The 18,546-nt window shown below is 69.6% G+C and carries 12 protein-coding genes; 8 read left to right on the top strand and 4 right to left on the bottom strand.

Annotated elements, in window-relative coordinates; genetic code table 11:
- Positions 1-66 precede the first annotated feature (66 nt).
- The gene (gene recC / locus ACXI0U_RS24335; RefSeq protein WP_435634827.1) at positions 67-3,315 is read right to left on the bottom strand and encodes an exodeoxyribonuclease V subunit gamma; all 3,249 of its coding nucleotides are present in this window, start codon (positions 3,313-3,315) and stop codon (positions 67-69) included.
- Positions 3,316-3,572: 257 nt separating this feature from the next.
- Here recC and ACXI0U_RS24330 point away from each other — a divergent pair, with 257 nt between their 5' ends.
- Positions 3,573-5,270, top strand: a complete 1,698-nt coding sequence (locus ACXI0U_RS24330) for a Na/Pi cotransporter family protein (protein ID WP_479550933.1) — start codon at positions 3,573-3,575, stop codon at positions 5,268-5,270.
- A gap of 44 nt (positions 5,271-5,314) precedes the next feature.
- Positions 5,315-6,355, top strand: coding sequence for an AraC family transcriptional regulator (locus ACXI0U_RS24325; protein ID WP_479550932.1), 1,041 nt, complete (start codon positions 5,315-5,317; stop codon positions 6,353-6,355).
- Between the two features lie 22 nt (positions 6,356-6,377).
- Here ACXI0U_RS24325 and ACXI0U_RS24320 read toward each other — a convergent pair whose 3' ends face one another.
- Together ACXI0U_RS24320 and ACXI0U_RS24315 are read right to left on the bottom strand one after the other, a co-directional pair.
- Complete coding sequence (locus tag ACXI0U_RS24320) at positions 6,378-7,340, bottom strand: NAD-dependent epimerase/dehydratase family protein (RefSeq protein ID WP_479550931.1); 963 nt, start codon at positions 7,338-7,340, stop codon at positions 6,378-6,380.
- Positions 7,328-8,245: a bile acid:sodium symporter family protein gene (locus ACXI0U_RS24315; RefSeq protein ID WP_431483081.1), complete on the bottom strand. Its 918-nt coding sequence runs from the start codon at positions 8,243-8,245 to the stop codon at positions 7,328-7,330. The genes ACXI0U_RS24320 and ACXI0U_RS24315 overlap by 13 nt, the downstream gene beginning before the upstream one ends.
- A 179-nt stretch (positions 8,246-8,424) precedes the next feature.
- Here ACXI0U_RS24315 and ACXI0U_RS24310 point away from each other — a divergent pair, with 179 nt between their 5' ends.
- The 6 genes from ACXI0U_RS24310 to ACXI0U_RS24285 all read left to right on the top strand — a co-directional run bounded on the left by ACXI0U_RS24310 (position 8,425) and on the right by ACXI0U_RS24285 (position 16,516).
- Positions 8,425-8,730: a hypothetical protein gene (locus tag ACXI0U_RS24310; RefSeq protein WP_431483080.1), complete on the top strand. Its 306-nt coding sequence runs from the start codon at positions 8,425-8,427 to the stop codon at positions 8,728-8,730.
- A gap of 166 nt (positions 8,731-8,896) precedes the next feature.
- Positions 8,897-11,128: a putative bifunctional diguanylate cyclase/phosphodiesterase gene (locus tag ACXI0U_RS24305; RefSeq protein WP_431483079.1), complete on the top strand. Its 2,232-nt coding sequence runs from the start codon at positions 8,897-8,899 to the stop codon at positions 11,126-11,128.
- On the top strand, positions 11,125-12,708 hold the full coding sequence (locus ACXI0U_RS24300; protein WP_021218850.1) for a methyl-accepting chemotaxis protein: 1,584 nt from the start codon (positions 11,125-11,127) through the stop codon (positions 12,706-12,708). The genes ACXI0U_RS24305 and ACXI0U_RS24300 overlap by 4 nt, the downstream gene beginning before the upstream one ends.
- Before the next feature lie 60 nt (positions 12,709-12,768).
- Positions 12,769-14,160, top strand: a complete 1,392-nt coding sequence (locus ACXI0U_RS24295; protein WP_479550930.1) for a M16 family metallopeptidase — start codon at positions 12,769-12,771, stop codon at positions 14,158-14,160.
- A gap of 91 nt (positions 14,161-14,251) precedes the next feature.
- The gene (locus tag ACXI0U_RS24290; protein WP_374979493.1) at positions 14,252-15,289 is read left to right on the top strand and encodes a DUF5924 family protein; all 1,038 of its coding nucleotides are present in this window, start codon (positions 14,252-14,254) and stop codon (positions 15,287-15,289) included.
- A 201-nt stretch (positions 15,290-15,490) separates the two neighbouring features.
- Positions 15,491-16,516, top strand: coding sequence for a DUF6602 domain-containing protein (locus ACXI0U_RS24285; RefSeq protein ID WP_374979492.1), 1,026 nt, complete (start codon positions 15,491-15,493; stop codon positions 16,514-16,516).
- A gap of 698 nt (positions 16,517-17,214) precedes the next feature.
- On the opposite strand, the gene ACXI0U_RS24280 is transcribed toward ACXI0U_RS24285, so the two are convergent.
- A complete protein-coding gene (locus ACXI0U_RS24280; protein WP_043243834.1) occupies positions 17,215-18,441 on the bottom strand; it encodes a nucleoside recognition domain-containing protein in 1,227 nt (408 codons plus the stop codon).
- Positions 18,442-18,546 lie beyond the last annotated feature (105 nt).

Raw genomic sequence — 18,546 nt, 5'->3', positions numbered from 1 at the left:
GATTCCTATACATGTCGCGTCTGACCTGCATAGGGATATGCACAAACGCATCGCTATCAACACGGCTCATGCGTCGTCCTCCTCGTCGTTCGCCAGGGCATCCAGCGCCGGGCCGAGGAGGGTTTCGGCGAGGCGTTCGAAGCGTTCGTCCAGCGGATCACGGTCGCGGAAGGCGAGGGCGTACCAGGGGTCGCGGGATTCGCCCACGGGACCGAAGTCGATGCCGTCCCAGGCGATGCGCGCCTTGCTGCGGGCGGCGTCGATAGGCTCCTTGCGCCCGGGCTTGCGCCAGCCGGAGGCGAAGCCGTGGCTGGCCTTGGTCAGCAGCGGCAGGGGTTCGCACAGGGCTTCGCGGTAGGCATGCAGCCAGGGCTCCAGCAACGCGGCGGCATTGGCCAGGGGGCCGGCCTGCCAGTCGCCGGCGGGCGAGAGCAGGCGGCTTTCACGGGCGATGCCGGGAGTGGCCGAAAGGTTGAGCAGCAGGTGGCGCAGCCAGAAGGGCGCCAGCTCCCATTCGCCGAGGCGGTTGAGGCGCCAGCCGAACAGGCCGTCCTCGGTGACGCCGTCGAGCCAGCCGTGGATGCGCACGCCGGCCAGGCTGACGTCCACCAGCAGCGGTTGCGGCGCGCTGTCCGGGCGCGCCTCGAACAGGCGCGGGGCGAAGGCGCGCACCGGGCCGCGCAGCTGGCCCCAGAGCGCATGGCCCAGCTCGCCGGTGGGCAGCCAGCCGGCGGCACGGGCGATGCGGCGTTCGTCCAGCTCCGACCAGCCGCGTTCCACCGCGTCCAGGGCCAGCTGGCGCAGGCCGCGCCATGCAGGGCCTTCCAGGGCAAAGGGCTCGTCGCTGGCCAGGGCCTCCTCGGCTTCGGCCAGGCGCAGGCCCAGGCGCTGTTCGAGGAGGAAGCGCGCCGGGTGGCGGAAGCATTGGATCAGTTGCGCCGGCTCCAGGGTCAGCCAGTCGGCGTCCGGCTCCGGCAAGGGCAGGGCGAAGGGTGCGTCCGGCTCCCGGGGCACCTCCGCCAGGCGCTGGGCGGCACGGAACCAGGGGGCGGAGAAGCCGGCGTGGCGGCCGCCGGCGAAGTTGCCGGAGGCGAAGGGCTGCAGCGGGTGGCTGATGAGCACCCGCTGGCTGGCCTTGGTCTCACCGGCGGTGGCGGTGAGGTCGATGGTTTCCAGCAGCTCGCTGATCAGCACCGAGGGCGGCAGGTGCGCGTTGTCGCGCGGGTCGCGGCCCACGTAGCTGAGGTAGAGGCCATCACGCGCCGATTGCAGGGTCTCCAGCAACAGGTAGCGGTCGTCGAGGCGCCGCGCGCGGTCGCCACGGCGCGGCTTGCGGGTGATCAGGTCAAAGCCGGCGGCCGGGGTGCGCCGGGGGAAGGCGCCGTCGTCCAGGCCCAGCAGGCACACCAGGCGGAACGGCAGGCTGCGCATGGGCACCATGGTGCAGAAGGTCACCGCGCCGGTGAGGAAGCCCGAGGCGCCGCTGCCGGCGTCCAGCGCGGCCACCAGTTGCTGGCGCACCAGGTTCATGTCGATGGGCCGTTCGATGCCCGCCGCCTCGGCCTGCTTGCGCAGATCGCCACAGGCCTGGGACAGCAATAGCAGGGTATCGCCGGCCTCGCGCTCGTCGAACAGCTGGTCGATCAGGCCCTGCAGGGTCTCGGCCCAGTCCGCCAGCGGGCGCGGGCGGGCCAGGTCGTCGGCGAGATGGCCGAGGCGCTGGATGAAACCGGCCAGGCGCCCGAGCAGCTGGGCACGGGCGCCTTCCAGCGCATCCAGCGGCCAGCTGTCGCCGAGCAGGGGCGGAGCATCGCCGGCCAGTCGCGGCGGCGCGGCGAAACCCAGCACCAGGCGCTCCAGACCCTGGCGCCAGCTGAAGGCGTCCTCTTCCGGCAGGCCCAGGCGGGCGCGGTGGCGGCCATCACGGCCCCAGCGCACGCCGGCCTCACGCAGCCAGTCGCGCACCAGCGGCAGGTCCTCGGCCTCGATGCCGGCGCGCACGGCCAGGGCCGGCTGCTCCAGCCAGCCGAGCAGTTCCTCGGCGGCGAAGCGGCTCTGGGCCAGATCGAGCAGGGCGAGGAAGGCCTCCACCAGCGGCAGCTCGGCGCGCAGGCTGCGGTCGGCGAGGCTGAAGGGGATGCGCGGCACGCCCTCGCGGGGGGCGAACACCGCTTCGATGTAGGGGGCGTAGCGCTCGATGTCGGGGGTCAGCACCACCACCTGGTCGGGGGTCAGCCCGGGGTTGGCGGCGAAGCGCGCCAGCAGTTGGTCGTGCAGCACCTCCACTTCGCGCAGGGGCGAGTGGCAGACGTGCACTTCCAGGGAGCGGTCGTCCTCGCGCAGGGCCAGGCGCTCGTCGGCGTGGCGGGTGCGCAACCGCAGGATGTCGTTCTGGATGGCCTGCAGCAGACTGCCGTCGGCCAGGTCTTCGTTCTCGGCATAGATGCCGACTTCCTGGCCGCCGAGGGTGAACAGGGCATCGAAGAAGTCGCGCCCCTGCTTGCCCAGGCTGGCCAGCAGCGGGTGGCCGACGTCGAGGTACCAGTCGTCGATGCCGGGCTCCGGCAGGGCGGCCAGTTCGCGGATGTCGCGGATATCGCCCCAGGCCTCACGGCAGGGGTTGAGGGCGAAGAGGATGACTTCGCAATGCCGCGACAGCCCTTCGAGCACCCGCATGTGGTGCGGCGGCAGGCTGCTGATGCCGAAGACGATGAGGCGCTCCGGCAGCCCCTCGATGGGCGCGTCGTCGTGCAGCCGCGCCAGCAGGTCGCCGAGCAGGCGCGCGCGGTGCGGGTGGCCGTCGGCGGTCAGTTCGCGCCAGAGCAGCGCCTGCCACTGTTCGTCGTTGCCCAGGCCGAGCAGCTCGCCGCGCTCCCAGGCGGCCAACCAGTCGTCGCGGTACAGCAGGTACTGGTCGAGCACGTCGGCGATGCGCGCCGCCAGGGTCAGGCGCCGGCGCTCGTCGCCGCCCTCCAGGTATTGGGCGAGACGCGGGGTACGTTCGAGGTTATCCGGCTCGCACAGCCAGTCGTAGAGGCGCCAGGTCAGGGTCACCGGGTTGAACGCCGATTGCGGTGGCAGTTCGCCGAGGGCCTGGCGGGTGAGGTCCCAGATGAAGCGCGCCGGCAGCTGGATATCGAGCTGCATGGCGATGCCCTGGCGCCGGGCCAGTTGCAGCGTCAGCCAGCGCCCCATGCCCTGGCTCGGCACCACCACGCGGGACGGCGCCAGCGGGTCGCGCTGGGGCTGCACGAGCAGGCTGCAGGCCAGCTCGCCGAGGCTTTCCAGGTCATTGGCGTGGTAGAGGTTAAGCATCGAAAGGTCGCGTCCGCCGGGTCGGTACAGGTTATCAGTTCGACGAGGCTACAGGCAGCGGGCGACAGGGCCTGTCGCCTGCGATGGGCAAGGCAAGGCTGCGGTTTTACGACTTAACTTGCAGGTAGAAAAGGTGACGGGCACGGGTGAACGGGACGCGGGCTGGCAAGTCAGAATATGACGATCATGTTACAACCCCACCCCTAGCCGCCCCACCTCCAGGAGCGGCTCATGTCGTTGCCTTAAGGAGGGAACCGATGCTGACACTGCTCAACCTGCTCTCCGCCGTGGCCTTGCTCGTGTGGGGCACCAATATCGTTCGCACCGGCATCCTCCGGGTCTTCGGCAGCGACCTGCGCCGCTGGCTCAGCCACAGCATGAAGCGCGCGCCCCTGGCCTTCGCCGCCGGCATCGGCGTCACCGCCCTGGTGCAGAGCAGCAACGCCACCGCCCTGCTGGTCACCTCCTTCGTCGCCCAGGGGCTGATGGGGCTGTCCTCGGGCCTGGCGATCATGCTCGGCGCCGACGTCGGCACGGCACTGATGGCGCGGGTGCTGACCTTCGACCTGTCGTGGCTGTCGCCGCTGCTGATCTTCTTCGGGGTGGTGTTCTTCCTCTCGCGCAAGCAGACCCGCATCGGCCAGCTCGGCCGCGTGGCCATCGGCCTGGGGCTGATCATCCTCGCGTTGCAGCTGATCGTCGCCGCCGCCGAGCCCATCACCACCGCCAAGGGCGTGAAGGTGCTGTTCTCCTCGCTCACGGGCGACGTGATGCTCGACGCCCTGACCGGCGCGCTGTTCGCCATGGTCACCTACTCCAGCCTGGCTGCCGTGCTGCTCAGCGCGACCCTGGCCGCCGCCAAGGTCATCCCGCTCAAGGTCGCCCTGTGCCTGGTGATCGGCGCCAACGTCGGCAGCGGCATCCTCGCCATGATCAGCGCCACCTCGCAGAACGCCGCCGGCCGCCGGGCGGCCCTCGGCAGCCTGCTGTTCAAGCTGGTGGGCTGCCTGCTGGTGCTGCCGGTGGTGGGGCCGGCGGCGGAGTGGCTGGACAGCTGGGCCTTCTCCACCGCCGAGCTGGTGATCGCCTTCCACGTTCTCTACAACAGCGCGCGCTGCCTGCTGATGCTGCCGCTGACGCCCTACATGGCGCGCTTCTGCGACTGGCTGCTGCCGGACCGCGAGCAGGCCACGGACGTGGCCAAACCCCGCCACCTGGACAAGAGCGCCCTGGACACGCCCAGCCTGGCCCTGGCCAACGCCGTGCGCGAGACCCTGCGCCTGGGCGATATCGTCGAGCAGATGCTGCACCACCTGCTCACGCTGATGCGCGGCGGTGACGCCCTGCTGGGCAAGGAGATCCACCGCCTCGACGACGACATCGACGCCCTCTACACCGCCATCAAGCTGTACCTGGCGCGCATGCCCCGGGAAGACCTGAGCGAGCGCGACAGCCGCCGCTGGGCCGAGATCATCGAGCTGACCATCAACCTGGAGCAGGCCGGCGACCTGATCGAGCGCATGGTCGGCGACGTGCAGCACAAGAAGACCTCGCAGCAGCGCTCCTTCTCCGAAGCCGGCCTGGCGGACATCGCCGAGCTGCACCAGCAACTGGTGAACAACCTGCGCCTGAGCCTGTCGGTGTTCCTCAACGGTGACCTGGAGAACGCCAAGCGCCTGCGTCGTGCCAAGCAGCGCTTCCGCATCCTCGAGCGGCGCCTGTCCCACGCCCACGTCGAGCGCCTGCACCACCAGGTGGTGCAGAGCATCGAGACCAGCGCCCTGCACCTGGGCTTGATCAGCGACATGAAGCGCCTCAACTCGCTGTTCTGCGCCATCTCCTATGCGGTGCTGGACAACCCTGACGCGCCGCCGGTGGCCCTGGAGGACGGTGGCGTCGAGCCGCTGGTGGAGGACGATGTGGACTATCAGCCGGATGTCGGCTCCCATCGCTGAACAGGGCCCTTCCTGAGTCACGGCGGCTTGGGCAGAATCCTCCCATGAGCCCAACCGCCGCAGCACCCGACCAGGCCTCGGTCAGCGCCAGCCTGACCCAGGCCATCCTCCACGCCGCCGAGAGCCTTGGCCTGCCACGCGCCCAGCTGTTGGCCGCCAGCGGCCTGGACGACGCCCAGCTGCGCGACCCCGACGCGCGCATCCCCTTTCCCGCCCAGGAAGCGCTGTGGAGCGCCATCGAATCGCGCCTCGCCCATCCCGAGCCCGGCCTGGTGCTGGGCCAGGCCCTGGCGCCCGGCCAATTCAGCGTGCTCGGCTACCTGCTGCAGAGCAGCCCGACCCTCGGCGACGCCCTGGAGGCCGAACTGCGCTACCAGCGCCTGGTGGGCGAGGGCGGCACCCTGGCGGTGGAAATCCGTGGCGACGAACTCTGGACCCTCTACCGCCCGCTGCACCCGCAGCTGCCCGCCACCCGTGCGCGGGTGCTGGCGCTGATGGCCTTCTGGATGCGCCTGATGCAACCGCTGCTGGATGACTTCCGCCTGCTGCGCGCCTGCTTCATCCATTCGCAGCCTGAAAGCCTGGCCGCCTATGAGGACTGCTTCGCCTGCCCGCTGGAGTTCGACGCCACCGACTACGCCCTGGTGCTGCCGCTGAAACTGCGCGGCGCCGCCCTGCGCCAGGCCAACCCGCCCCTCCAGGCGCTGCTGCGCCAGCACGCCGAAGCCCTGCTCGCGCGGCTGCCCAGCGAAGGCCTGCGGGCCCGTGTGGTGGCCCTGCTGAGCGCCCAGCTGGCCCATGGCGAGCCGGACCGCGGCGCCCTCGCCTCTGGCCTCGGCCTCAGCGAGCGCACCCTGCAACGGCGCCTGGCCGAGGAGGGCAGCAGCTACCAGCAACTGCTCAGCGACACCCGCCTGCAACTGGCCGAGCGCCACCTGCAGGAGGGCAGCCTGCCCATCGCCGAGATCGCCGTGCTGCTGGGCTATTCCGAACCCAGCGTGTTCTTCCGCGCCTTCCGCCAGTGGACCGGCAAGACGCCGGGGGAATATCGCCAGCAGCTGGTGGCTGATTCGGCCAGGACCTAGGGAGCGCTGCGCGCCGCCGGAGTCAGGTACGCGGCAACACGCCCCGCGCATCGAGGAACGCCAGGAAGGCTTCGCGGCTGGAGTACTGCGGCTGGTAGCCGAACTCCTCCTTCAGGCGGCGGTTGTCGAGCACCGGGCGGTAGCGCAGGAAGTCCAGTTGCTCGGGGCCGTAGCGGGTCAGGCCGAGGGGCCTGAGCAGCGCCAGGGTGGCGAGGATCAGCGTCGCCGGCAGTGGCCGGTAGGGCTTGCCGAGGATGGCGGCGATCTCGGCCATGCTCAGCGCACCGTCGCCGGCCAGGTTGTAGATGCCTTCGGCACCGCGCTCCAGGCCCTGGAGGATGATCGCCACCACGTCCTGGTCCCAGATGAACACGAAGCGGCTGTCATGGCCGCGCACGCCCATCACCGAAGGTTTGTCGAAGAGCGCGGTGATCTGGTTGTCCACCCGCCGGCCGAGGATGGTGCCCGGGCGCAGCACCAGCTGGCGCAGCTGCGGGTGGCGTTCGCGTGCCTCGGCTAGCAGCTCTTCCACCTCGCGCTTGTGGCGGGCATAGGCGAAGGCGTCATGGCCGCGCAGTGGGTCGGCTTCGTCGATCCATTCGGCGTTTTCCGGGTAGTAGCCGTAGGCGGCGCCGGAGCTGGTCACCACCAGCTGCCCGACGCCGTGGGCGGCGGCGGCCGTGACCACCGCGCGGGTGCCTTCGACGTCGATGGCGTGCAGGGTCGCCTCGCTCATGCCCGGCGGCGGCGTCACCACCGAGGCCAGGTGGACGATGGCCTGGGGCTGCCAATGGGCGATGCAAGCGTCCACCGCCTCGGGCTGGGCGATGTCCAGCTGCACCTCCTCGACGTTCGCCGCGCGGGCAGACGCCGGCAGCGGGCGGATGTCCGCAGCCACCAGGCGCCAGTCGGGGTGGCGGGCGGCCAGCGCCTCCAGCAACTGATGGCCGATGTAGCCGGCGGCGCCGGTGATCAGGACGCGCATGGCACACCCTCCTCGGCGACGGGCAATGGCCGGTTGCGCCAGAAGGCCACCAGCAGCAGGCCGCTGACCAGGTGCCAGGTGCCCCAGAAGGCCGCCACCAGGGCCATGTTCGGCTCACCGCCGAACTGGGCGAAGATCAGCCCCAGGGCGAGACCGGAGTTGTGCATGCTGATCTCGATGACCATGGCCCGCAGATTGGCCCCGTGCTGGCGGGCGAGCTTCGCCATGGCCCAGCCGAGGACGATGGCGCTGGCGTTGTGCAGCACAACGATGAAGAACACCAGGCCGAGGTTGTCGACGAACATGCGCCAATTGCCGGCCACCGCGCCGCCGACGAAGACCACGAAGGCCAGCAGCGAGAAGCGCTTGAACCAGGGCGTCACCCGCTCGGCCAGGCGCGGCCACAGGTTGCCCACCAGCATGCCCGCCAGCAGCGGCAGGCCCAGCAGCACCACCACGCTGACGAGAATGCTGCCGCGGTCCATCTGCAAGGCGCTGAGGCGCCCGGCCAGGTAGGCGGAGGCTTCCGGGTTGAGGCCGCTGGTGAGGGCGAAGTTGAGCGGCAGCAGCACCAGCGCCAGCAGGCTGGAGAGCGCCGTCATGCTCATCGACAGCGCGGTGTTGCCGCGTGCCAGGTGGGTCATCACGTTGGACAGGTTGCCCCCCGGGCAGCAGGCCACCAGCAGCAGGCCCAGTTCCAGCCCGGGGTGCAGGTCCACCAGCAGGGTCACCGCCAGGGTGGCCCAGGGCAGGATCAGGCACTGCCCGAGCATGCCGGCGAGCACCGGCTGCGGCTGGCGCAGCACGGCGAGGAACTGGCCGATGCGCAGTTCCAGGGAAACACCGAAGATCATTACCGCCAGCACCAGCCCGAGGATGAGCTGCTGGTTCGCGTCGTAGTTCATGGCAAGGCGCCCGTGGTTCTTGTTATGGCCGCCACTTTAGCGGCAGCCACGGCGCACCGGCAGTGGCCGAGCCCGCCAGGCGGCGTGGCGATTCGCGACAGACTGACGCCGGTCAATGCCCGCCAACCGGGCGATGGCTAGAGTTCATAGCCAATTGCCATCAGCCGTAGCCCCCGACCATGGACAGCTCCGATCCGCCGATCGCCGCCATCACCGATCCTGCGCTCGCCTGCCTGCTGCGCGAGATGCTGCCCGCCATGGGCGTCGTCTGCGAAGTGCTCACCGAGACCGGCCAATGCCAACGGGCCCCCCTGTGCCGATGGCTCAAGGACGCACCCCTCAGCGAGACGACCCGATTGCGCATGCTCCTCGACGAGACGGTGACGGTGCTCGACCGCACCCGCCACGCCTTCAAGTCCCGTGAACTCGGACGCTTGCGCCGGCGCCTGGAACAGGCGCTGGAAGAGTTGTCGCGCCCGGCCTGACTGGTGTACAACCTCGCGCTGCAAGGTTCCGCCAAGGGCGGGAACCGGCTTTGCCGGGCAGGACGCAAGGGCCTGCAAGACAAGGCGCCACGCGTGGCAGTTCACCCAGAACTGCCACCCGTGGCGCCTTTTTTATTGCCTGCAGGTTTTCACGAGGGATTGAGGGATGGGGCTGGAAACACAACTCAAGGGGATGCTCGGCAGAATCGGCCTCGGCCGTCGCGAAATCGACCAGCGCTGCCGCTACCTAGACTGGCAGGCGCTCGACGCCGCGCGCCTGAACCGCCAGGCGGAGGCGGTCGAGGCCCTGCATGAGGTGTTCGTCGAGCGCCTCTACGCGCACCTCGACCACTTCGAGCCAACCGCCAGCATCCTCCGCGACCCGGCGACCCTGGCGCGCCTGAAGGCCAGCCAGCTGGACTACTACCAGCGCCTGTGGAAGGGCCCCTATGACCGCGACTACGTCCTGCACCGGCTCAAGGTCGGCCTGGTGCACCAGCGCGTGGGCGTCGAGCTGAAGTGGTACCTGGGCGCCTACCGCCTGTACCTCGACCAGATGCTCACCGGCCTGCTCGGCGACAGCGAAACCACCCGCACCCTGGGCAGCCTCATGAAAGTCGTGTTCTTCGACATCGCCCTGGCCATCGACACCTACAGTGCCGCCCAGCACCAAGCCCTGGAGGACAGCGAGGCGCGCTTCGCCCGGGCCCTGCGCGGTGCCAACGACGGCCTCTGGGACTGGGACCTGGAGCACGACCGGCTGTACATCTCCGAGCGCTGGGCGAGCATGCTCGGCCGCTCACGCGATGCCTTCGGCGAGAGCAGCGCCGGCTGGTTCGCCCGCGTCCACCCCGACGACCTGCCGGCCCTGCGCCAGGCCATCGACACCCACCTGCGGGGCGACAGCCCCTGGCTCAGCCACGAGTACCGCATGCGCCAGCAGGACGGCAGCTACCTCTGGGTGCTGGTGCGCGGCGTCGCCGAGGGCCAGCGCATGGCCGGCTCGCAGACCGACATCAGCCAGCGCAAGGCCACCGAGCACCAGCTCAACCATGCCGCGCGCCACGACCCGCTCACCGGCCTGGCCAACCGCCTGCGCCTCGACGAACTGCTGCAGCACGCCCTGCAGCGCCAGCTCAAGCCCGGCGCGCGCCAGGCGGCGCTGCTGTTCATCGACCTCGACCGCTTCAAGCTGATCAACGACAGCCTCGGCCACGCCGTCGGCGACCGCGTGCTGGTGGAAGTGGCCCACCGCCTGGAGCGTTGCCTGCGTCCGGGCGACCACCTGGCACGCTTCGGCGGCGACGAGTTCGTCGTGCTGCTGGACGACCTCGCCTGCCTGGGCGATGCCGAAGTGGTCGCCCAGCGCATGCTCGACAGCCTGCACCAGCCCCTGCACCTCGACGAGCGCACCCTGGTGGTCAGCGCCAGCATCGGCATCACCGGCCTCCAGGCCGAGGGCCAGACCATCGACGCCCTGCAGGCCGCCGACCTCGCCCTGTACCGCGCCAAGGAAGCCGGCAAGGCGCAGATCGCCCGCTACAGCAGCGAGCTGCAGGCCGCGGCGAAGAACCGCCTCGACCTGGAAAGCGCCCTGGCCCAGGCCCTGGCACGCGACGAGTTCGAACTGCATTACCAGCCCATCTGCCGCACCGACCAGGGCCAGCCGCTGCTGGTGGGCGTGGAGGCCCTGCTGCGCTGGCGCCAGGGCGACCGCCTGGTGCAGCCGGCGCAGTTCATCCCGGCGCTGGAGGAGTCCGGCGAGATCATCGCCGTCGGCGACTGGGTGCTGCGCGAAGCCTGCCGCCAGACCCGCGCCTGGCAACTGGACGGCCAGCGCGGCCTGCGCTGCTCGGTCAACCTCTCCAGCCGCCAGCTGCACCAGCCGGGCTTCGCCGCGCGGCTCGAGTCGATACTCGAGGAATCGGGCCTGCCCCCTTCCAGCCTGGTGCTGGAGATCACCGAAAGCCTGCTGATGCAGGACGGCGCCGACACCCTCGCCTGCCTGCGCGAACTGGCCTGCCAGGGCGTGCGCCTGGCGCTGGACGACTTCGGCACCGGCTACTCCTCCCTCGGCTACCTCAAGCGCTTCCCGCTGCACATCCTCAAGGTCGACCGCAGCTTCATCGACGGCGCCCCCGAGGACCCCGAGCTGCGCGCCATTTCCCGCGCCATCATCGGCCTGGGCGCCAGCCTGGGGCTGGAGGTGATCGCCGAAGGCGTCGAGCGCCCCGAACACCTGGACTTCCTCGCCGCCGAGGACTGCCACTACGCCCAGGGCTACTGGTTCAGCCGGCCGCGCCCGCCCCAGGCCCTGCAACGCCTGTTCAACGGCGAAGAATGTTTCGACGGGCACTGGTGCCTGCTGCCCGAAGCCACCACGAGAGCGACCTCATGAAACGCAACCTGCCGGTCAGCGGACGCGCCGTCGTCTTCGCCGACGACGCCAACATCCTCTCCACCACCGACCTCAAGGGCGTGATCACCCACGTCAACCAGGACTTCGTCGACGTCAGCGGCTTCAGCCGCCCGGAGCTGATCGGCCACAGCCACAACCTGGTGCGCCACCCGGACATGCCCGCCGCTGCCTTCGCCCACCTGTGGCAGACGCTCAAGGCCGGGCGCAGCTGGATGGGCCTGGTGAAGAACCGCTGCAAGAACGGCGACCACTACTGGGTCAGCGCCTTCGTCACCCCGGTGGTGCACGACGGCCAGGTGCTGGAATACCAGTCGGTGCGCACCTGCCCGAGCGCCGAGCAGGTGCTGCGTGCCGAACGGGTCTACGCCCAGCTCGAGGCCGGCCGCATGCCCGCCCACACGCGCCTGCCGCTGCACCTGCGCCTGCTCGCCGGCCCGGCCCTGGGCATGGCGCTGGGCATCGCCCTGTACCAGGCCCTGGCGCCCTACGGCCTGCTCGCCGCCGTGCCGGCCTGGGGCCTGGCGCTGGGCTGCGCGGGGCTGGCCCTGCACCGCCAGCTGCGCCCGCTGCGTGAACTCCTGGGCCGCGCCCGGGGCATTGCCGACAACCCGCTGAGCCAGGCGGTCTATGGCCAGCGCAGCGACGAATTCGGCCAGCTCGGCTTCTGCCTGCAGATGCTGGAGATGGAGACCGGCGCGCTGGTCGGGCGCATCGCCGAATCCTCGCGCCAGCTCGCCGAGCACGCCGAGGAGCTGGCCACCGCCGTCGCCCACGGCAGTGCCGGCAGCCACCGCCAGCAGCAGGAGACCGACCAGGTGGCCACCGCCGTCGGGCAGATGGCCGGCAGCGTCCAGGAAGTGGCGCGCAGCGCCCAGCAGAGCGCCTGCGCCGCCGACCAGACCGACGACGCCGCGCGCATCGGCCAGCACGAGGTGAGCGCCACCCGCGCCCGCATCGCCGAGCTGGACGAGGACGTGCGCAACGCCACCCGCGTGGTGCGCGAGCTGCAGGACCACAGCAGCGCGATCGGCCAGGTGCTGGACGTGATCCAGGGCGTTGCCGAGCAGACCAACCTGCTGGCCCTGAACGCCGCCATCGAGGCCGCGCGCGCCGGTGACGCCGGGCGTGGCTTCGCCGTGGTCGCCGACGAGGTACGCGCCCTGGCCGGGCGCACCCAGCAGTCCACCGCGCAGATCAACCAGATGATCAACAGCCTGCAGAGCGGCGCCGAGCAGGCCGTCGCGGCCATGCAGCGCAGCTGCGCCCAGGCCGAGAGCAGCCTGGCCCAGGCCCAGCGCGCGGCCGAGTCCCTGGAGCGGATCAACCAGCAGGTCGGCGCCATCAACGGCATGAGCCTGCAGATCGCCAGCGCGGTGGAGCAGCAGAGCGCCGCCAGCGAGGAGATCCAGCGCAGCCTGGCCACCATCCGCCGCGCCGCCGACGACAACGCCAACAGCGGCCTGTGCAGCCAGCGCAGCGCTGGCGAGGTGGCCGGCCTGGCCGCCGACCTGCGCCAGCTGGCCCTGCAGTTCTGGAGCAGCCGCCGCGGCCTGGGGTGATTGCGCAAGGGCGGGGGCGATCCGCTATGCTCGGCGCTTCCTCCCAGCCAGACCCTCGCCATGCGCTACCTGCTCTGCCTGCTGCTTTTGCTCGGTGCCTCGGCACAGGCGTTCGACCGCGACCGGGTCGAGGGCTACGACCTGCAGAACGGCTTGCAGGTGATCCTCAAGCCCACCCCCGAGCGCGGCCATGTCGCCATCCGCCTGGTGGTGGGTGTCGGTTTCGACGACTTCGCCTGCCCGGACAAGGAGCTGCCGCACCTGCTGGAACACCTGTTCTTCAGCGGCCTGGGCGGCGCCGGCGAGGCGGACCTGGAAGCGCGCATGCAGGCCCTGGGCGGCGAATGGAACGCCTTCACCAGCGCCAGCGACACCGCCTTCGTCATCGAGGCGCCGGCGCAGAACCAGCGCAAGGTACTCGACCTGCTGCTGCAGGTGCTTGACGACACCCAACTGACCGACGCCCGCATCGCCACCGCCAAGCAGGTGGTGCAGCGCGAGGGCGGCGGCCACTACTCGCACCTGGAACGCCTGCTGGACCGCCAGGACCTCGGCCGCGAAGCCCACGACCAGCTTGCCGTCGAACTGGGCCTGGCCTGCGCCGAGCGCCCCCAGGTGGAGCACCTGCAGCGCGAGGCCCTGGAGGCCTTGCGTCGCGACTGGTACGCCCCCAACAACATGAGCCTGATCGTGGTCGGCGACCTCGACCGCCTGCTGCCGGCCTTCATCGAGCGGCGCTTCGGCGCCCTGGCGCCGGTGGAAGTACGCGAGCACCCGGCCCTGCCGGAAAGCAACGACAACGCCACCGAGCGCCGCACCCTGCGCCGCGGCCTGGTGGGCCAGAGCGCCACGCTGCACTGGATCTACCGCGAGCCGGAGGTAGACGGCGCCGACTACGCCGCCTGGGAGCTGCTCAAGGACTACCTGGACTGGGAGCTCTACCAGCAGCTGCGCATCCAGAACGGCCTCTCCTACGGGCCCTGGACCGAGCGCCGCGCCTTCGGCGGCGAAACCTTCCTCAGCCTCAACGCCGACCTGGAGCGCAGCGACGTGGAACCGGCGCTGCAGGTGCTGCGCACACTCACCACGCGCCTGCGCGACCAGGGGCTGGACCGCGACAGCTTCGAGCGCCTGAAGAACCTCGCCATCAGCCGTCAGGCCTGGGCGGCACAGGGCAACTCGGCGCTGGCCGACTACTACTGGAACTCCCTGGGTGACTACCAGGAGGGCCGCTTCGGCAACGAGGCCGACGCCCTGCGTGCGGTGACCCTGCAGCAGGTCAACGCCATTGCCCGTGAGCTGTTCCACGAACCGGGCTACATCCGCATCGAGCAGCCCCTGCTGGGCTACGACCAGTTGGCCTGGCTGCTGCCGGCCCTGCTGGGCCTGGCCCTGCTCGCCGCCCTGCTGTGGCGCGGCCGGCGCCCGGGTACGCGACCCGCGCCCGCCTGAGGCACTGGCCGTCGGCTGCGGCGCCTGGCGCCTTCTCAGGCCGGCGGGCGGGCAGTATCCTGCGGCCCCCGCAGCTTTCGCCGACGTGCCCATGTCGATCTGGAAAAACCGCCTGCTCGCCCTGATCGCGCTGATCCAGCGCCACCCGCGGCTCATCGCGCTCTACGGCTTCTGCTCGGGCGTCGGCAGCTTCCTGCTGGTGGATCGCGGCGCGCGCCTGGCCAAGGTGATCGCCATCGTCATGCTGGTGAGCTGGGTCTGGCTGCTGCTGGAGAACCTGTTCCGCAGCAGCATCGAGCGCCTGTTCAAGATCGAGCTGCCGCCGCCGCTGACGCGCTTCCTGACCCAGCTGATCCACCAGGAAAGCCTGTTCTTCGTGCTGCCCTTCTTCCTCATCACCACCAGCTGGAACAGCGGCCAGTCGCTGTTCACCGGGCTGCTGGCGGTGGCGGCGTTGATCTCCATCGTCGACCCGCTGTACAACCGCTTCCTCGCGCCGCACCGCTGGCTGTTCCTCGCCTACCACACCCTGACCCTGTTCGCGGTGCTGCTCACGGCGCTGCCGATCATCCTCCACCTGACCACCGCGCAAAGCTTCGAGTGGTCCCTCGGCATCGCCGTGCTGCTGTCCTTCCTCAGCCTCTACAGCACCATCCGCGTGCAACGCTGGTGGCGGGGCCTGGCCCTGGTCGGCCTGACCCTGGCCCTGGGCGCCACCGGCTGGCTGACCCGGGTGATGGTGCCGCCGGCCACCCTGTGGCTGACCGAAGTGGCGGTGACCCCGGAGCTGGACGACCACCAGCGCACCCCGGGCAAGGGCGTGGAAACCGTGACCGCCGCCGAGCTGCGCAGCGATGGCCTCTACGCCTACACCGCGATCAACGCGCCGCGCGGGCTGAACGAACGCATCTACCACCTGTGGCGTTTCGAGGGCCAGGAAGTGGACCGCATCGCCCTGGACATCCACGGCGGCCGCGACAAGGGCTACCGCGCCTGGACCCACAAGCAGAACTTCCCCGCCAACCCGGTGGGCCGCTGGCAGGTGCGCGTGGTCACCGAAGCCGGGCAGATGATCGGCACCCTGCGCTTCGAGGTCACCGACGACCCGCTGCCGCCCAAGCCGCATTGACCTTGGCGCCATGACCGCATAGCCGTATGACCGTAGGAGCGAGCTCTGCTCGCGAAGCCTTTGGCGGTGCTACGCACCGCTTGGCGACTGAAGTCGCCCCTACAGGTGCCTCGACACACCGATGGAAGAGCGTCGCGAATGAATGTTCCCACAGGCTCAGTGCCTGTAGATTGCGGACGCTCACCCCCCCAAGGAAGACCCATGGCCATCATCAACAACTGGGCGAAGTCCATCGCCCGGGTGCTGGAGACCAGCTTCAGCGTCAGCAGCAGCATCGCCAATCACCCGACCGTACTCGGCGATGCACGCGAGAGTTTCATCCGTGATGTCCTCAAGCGCTTCCTGCCGAGCAACATCAGCATCGGCTCGGGGCAGATCGTCGACAACGAAGGCGGCATCTCCAAGCAGATCGACCTGATCATCTACCGCAACGACTTCCCCACCCTGCGCACCTTCGGCTCGGCGGACGTGTACCTGATCGAAGGCGTGGTCGCCACGGTGGAGGTCAAGTCGCAGCTCAACGACAAGTCCCTGGTCGAAGCCCTGGAAAACGGCAGGTCGGTGCGCAACCTGCGGCCGTCGTTGCTCAAGGCCTCGCTGGACGACTACAGCACCCGCGTTTTCGGCAAGCCGCACACGGAGCTCTCCATCCCCCAGTACAACTCGCTCATGGGCCTGGTACTGCCGCCGACCTACGTCTACGGCTACCGCGGCTATACCGAGAGCAGCCTGGAGGACCTGCGCGGAAGCCTGAACCGCTGGCACAACGTGCCCAACAGCGCCGGTGAGCTGGATATCACGCTGATGCCGGAGGTGATCGCCACCCAGGGCTGCGTGAGCCTGAAGAACCTCAGCAACTTCCTGCAGCTGCCCCATGCGGGCGCGGAAGACCTCGAGGCCTGCCGCCAGTCGTTCAACCAGGCGATGAACACCGACCTCGGCAAGCAGGCGTTCTATGCGAACTTCCGGGCCAACGAAAACGCGCGCTTCGACTATGGCCTGGCCCTGAAGACCTCCGATACGCCGCTGCAGTACCTGATCTCCAGCCTGCTGGAGACGGTCATCTCGCGCATCGGCCACCAGCAGTTGGGCGGCACCGCCATCCAGTACAACCTGCTGCGCTACCACATGACCGAGGAGATGGAGGGCGGCTGGTCCGGCGCGGCGGTGAACGTCACCAGCGTGCGCGACCCGAAGCTGGACTTCGCCAAGGCCAACGGGTTCTGAGCCCGGGCGGTGCCGGGCGAATGAATTGGCTCTGTCTGCGTTAGCTGTTGTGGTTTTAAAGCAAGGGCTCAAGCACGGCCATTTCCGGGCCCCAAAGGGTTTGTGGCACCTCCACCGCATGGGTTTCGCTTCGCTCTACACCATCCTACGAAAGCTCGTGCGCACCACGTGGCGATGCGCTGGACGAAGAAAGTTGGAGCAGCCGCCAACGCCCCTCCAGGAGGCCGAACGCAGTCGTTGCGCCGGGGGACGAGCGACATGGATGCCGCGAGAGGCGCGCCAGGCCATGGATGGCCCATCGCGCCGGCCCCCAGACGACGCTTGCGGCGAACGCACTTCAGTGCGGCCCGAAGGGCGAGCGTAGCGAGTAACGGCGATGGAGTGAGGGAACCCCGGCGAAGCCGGGGCCGGATGATGGGGCAAGCGTTTTTGGTTCCTTTTTTGTGGTTCGGCATCCCGACGACTGAAAAAAGGGACTCGCCCGGGTGGGCGAAACCAGAAACATCACCAGAGCTCGGCAATCAGCTGGGTCCAGATCTTCTAGCAACACTTAACGCAGACAGAGCCAATGAATTCGCCCCTACAGGGTTGGACGCGGGCCGTAGGGCGGGTGCAACCCGCCACCCCCGATCGCGAATGAATTCGCTCCCACCGGTTCAGCGCCGGCGGTAGCCCGGGCTTCAGCCCGGGAGCTGGGGTCAGCCGAAGAACCAGTAGCACACCAGGATCGAGGCGATGACGCCGGCGAGGTCGGCCAGCAGGGCGCAGCCCACCGCATGGCGGGCGCGCTGGATGCCCACGGCGCCGAAGTACACCGCCAGTACGTAGAAGGTGGTTTCGGTGCTGCCCTGCATGGTGGCGGCCACCAGGGCGGGGAAGCTGTCCACGCCCTGGGTCTGCATGGTTTCGATGAGCATGGCGCGGGCGGCGCTGCCGGAGAACGGCTTGACCAGGGCGGTGGGCAAGGCGTCGACGAAGCGGGTGTCGAGGCCGGACCATTCCACCAGCGCGCGGATGCCATCGAGGCCGAAGTCCAGGGCGCCGGAGGCACGCAGCACGCCCACGGCGCAGAGCATGGCCACCAGGTAGGGCAGCAGGCTCTTGGCAACATCGAAGCCGTCCTTGGCGCCGTCAACGAAGGTTTCGTACACCGGCACCTTCTTCAACGCGCCCACCAGCAGGAACAGCATGATCAGGCCGAACAGCACCAGGTTGCCCAGCAGCGACGACAGGGCCGCCAGCGCCGTGGCGGAGAGGCCGGCCAGCAGCGCCATGAAGCCGCCCAGCAGCAGGGCGCCGGGTACCAGGTAGGCGAGTACCACCGGGTCCCACAGTTTCAGGCGCTGCATGAAGGCCACCGTCAGCAGGCCCACCAGGGTGGAAGCGCTGGTGGCCAGGAGGATGGGCAGGAATACCAGGGTCGGGTCGGCGGCCCCCTGTTGCGCGCGGTACATGAAGATGGACACCGGCAACAGGGTCAGGGACGAGGCGTTGAGCACCAGGAAGAGGATCTGCGCATTGCTCGCCGTGGTGCTGCTGGGGTTGAGTTCCTGCAGCGCGCGCATGGCCCTGAGCCCGATGGGGGTGGCGGCGTTGTCCAGGCCCAGGCCGTTGGCGGCGAAGTTGAGGGTGATCAGCCCCAGCGCGGGATGGCCCCGGGGCACCTCGGGCATCAGCCGGGCGAACAGCGGGCCCAGCAGGCGCGCCAGCACCTCCACCAACCCGGCCTTTTCGGCGATGCGCAGCAGCCCCATCCACAGGGTCAGGGTGCCGAACAGCAGGATCATCACCTCGACCGAAAGCTTGGCCATGGCGAACAGGCTTTCCACCATGGCCGCCCAGACACCCGGGTCACCGCCGAGCCAGCGCACCAGCGCCGCGGTCGCGGCCACCACGAAGAAGCCGAGCCAAAGGCCGTTGAGCATGAACGATCCCCCCGAAAACGATGGACGGATGATAGCGGCGGCGGCACGGCGCGCGCCAGGAAGCCACCCCGGCAATGTCATGAAAGCCATCTAGGCTGAACCGGG

It is taken from the genome of Pseudomonas sp. C9D1, assembly GCF_056491235.1.
The sequence above is the reverse complement of the archived record's forward strand: the minus strand, read 5'-3'. Positions and strand labels throughout refer to the sequence as shown.

What these genes read in the sequence shown, in the direction of transcription:
- ACXI0U_RS24290 (WP_374979493.1), top strand. Translation starts at nt 14,252, where the DNA reads ATGTCGATCTGGAAAAACCGCCTGCTCGCCCTGATCGCGCTGATCCAG.
- ACXI0U_RS24285 (WP_374979492.1), top strand. Translation starts at nt 15,491, where the DNA reads ATGGCCATCATCAACAACTGGGCGAAGTCCATCGCCCGGGTGCTGGAG.
- ACXI0U_RS24320 (WP_479550931.1), bottom strand. Translation starts at nt 7,340, where the DNA reads ATGCGCGTCCTGATCACCGGCGCCGCCGGCTACATCGGCCATCAGTTG.
- ACXI0U_RS24300 (WP_021218850.1), top strand. Translation starts at nt 11,125, where the DNA reads ATGAAACGCAACCTGCCGGTCAGCGGACGCGCCGTCGTCTTCGCCGAC.
- ACXI0U_RS24295 (WP_479550930.1), top strand. Translation starts at nt 12,769, where the DNA reads ATGCGCTACCTGCTCTGCCTGCTGCTTTTGCTCGGTGCCTCGGCACAG.
- ACXI0U_RS24310 (WP_431483080.1), top strand. Translation starts at nt 8,425, where the DNA reads ATGGACAGCTCCGATCCGCCGATCGCCGCCATCACCGATCCTGCGCTC.
- ACXI0U_RS24315 (WP_431483081.1), bottom strand. Translation starts at nt 8,245, where the DNA reads ATGAACTACGACGCGAACCAGCAGCTCATCCTCGGGCTGGTGCTGGCG.
- ACXI0U_RS24325 (WP_479550932.1), top strand. Translation starts at nt 5,315, where the DNA reads ATGAGCCCAACCGCCGCAGCACCCGACCAGGCCTCGGTCAGCGCCAGC.
- ACXI0U_RS24330 (WP_479550933.1), top strand. Translation starts at nt 3,573, where the DNA reads ATGCTGACACTGCTCAACCTGCTCTCCGCCGTGGCCTTGCTCGTGTGG.
- ACXI0U_RS24280 (WP_043243834.1), bottom strand. Translation starts at nt 18,441, where the DNA reads ATGCTCAACGGCCTTTGGCTCGGCTTCTTCGTGGTGGCCGCGACCGCG.
- recC (WP_435634827.1), bottom strand. Translation starts at nt 3,315, where the DNA reads ATGCTTAACCTCTACCACGCCAATGACCTGGAAAGCCTCGGCGAGCTG.
- ACXI0U_RS24305 (WP_431483079.1), top strand. Translation starts at nt 8,897, where the DNA reads ATGGGGCTGGAAACACAACTCAAGGGGATGCTCGGCAGAATCGGCCTC.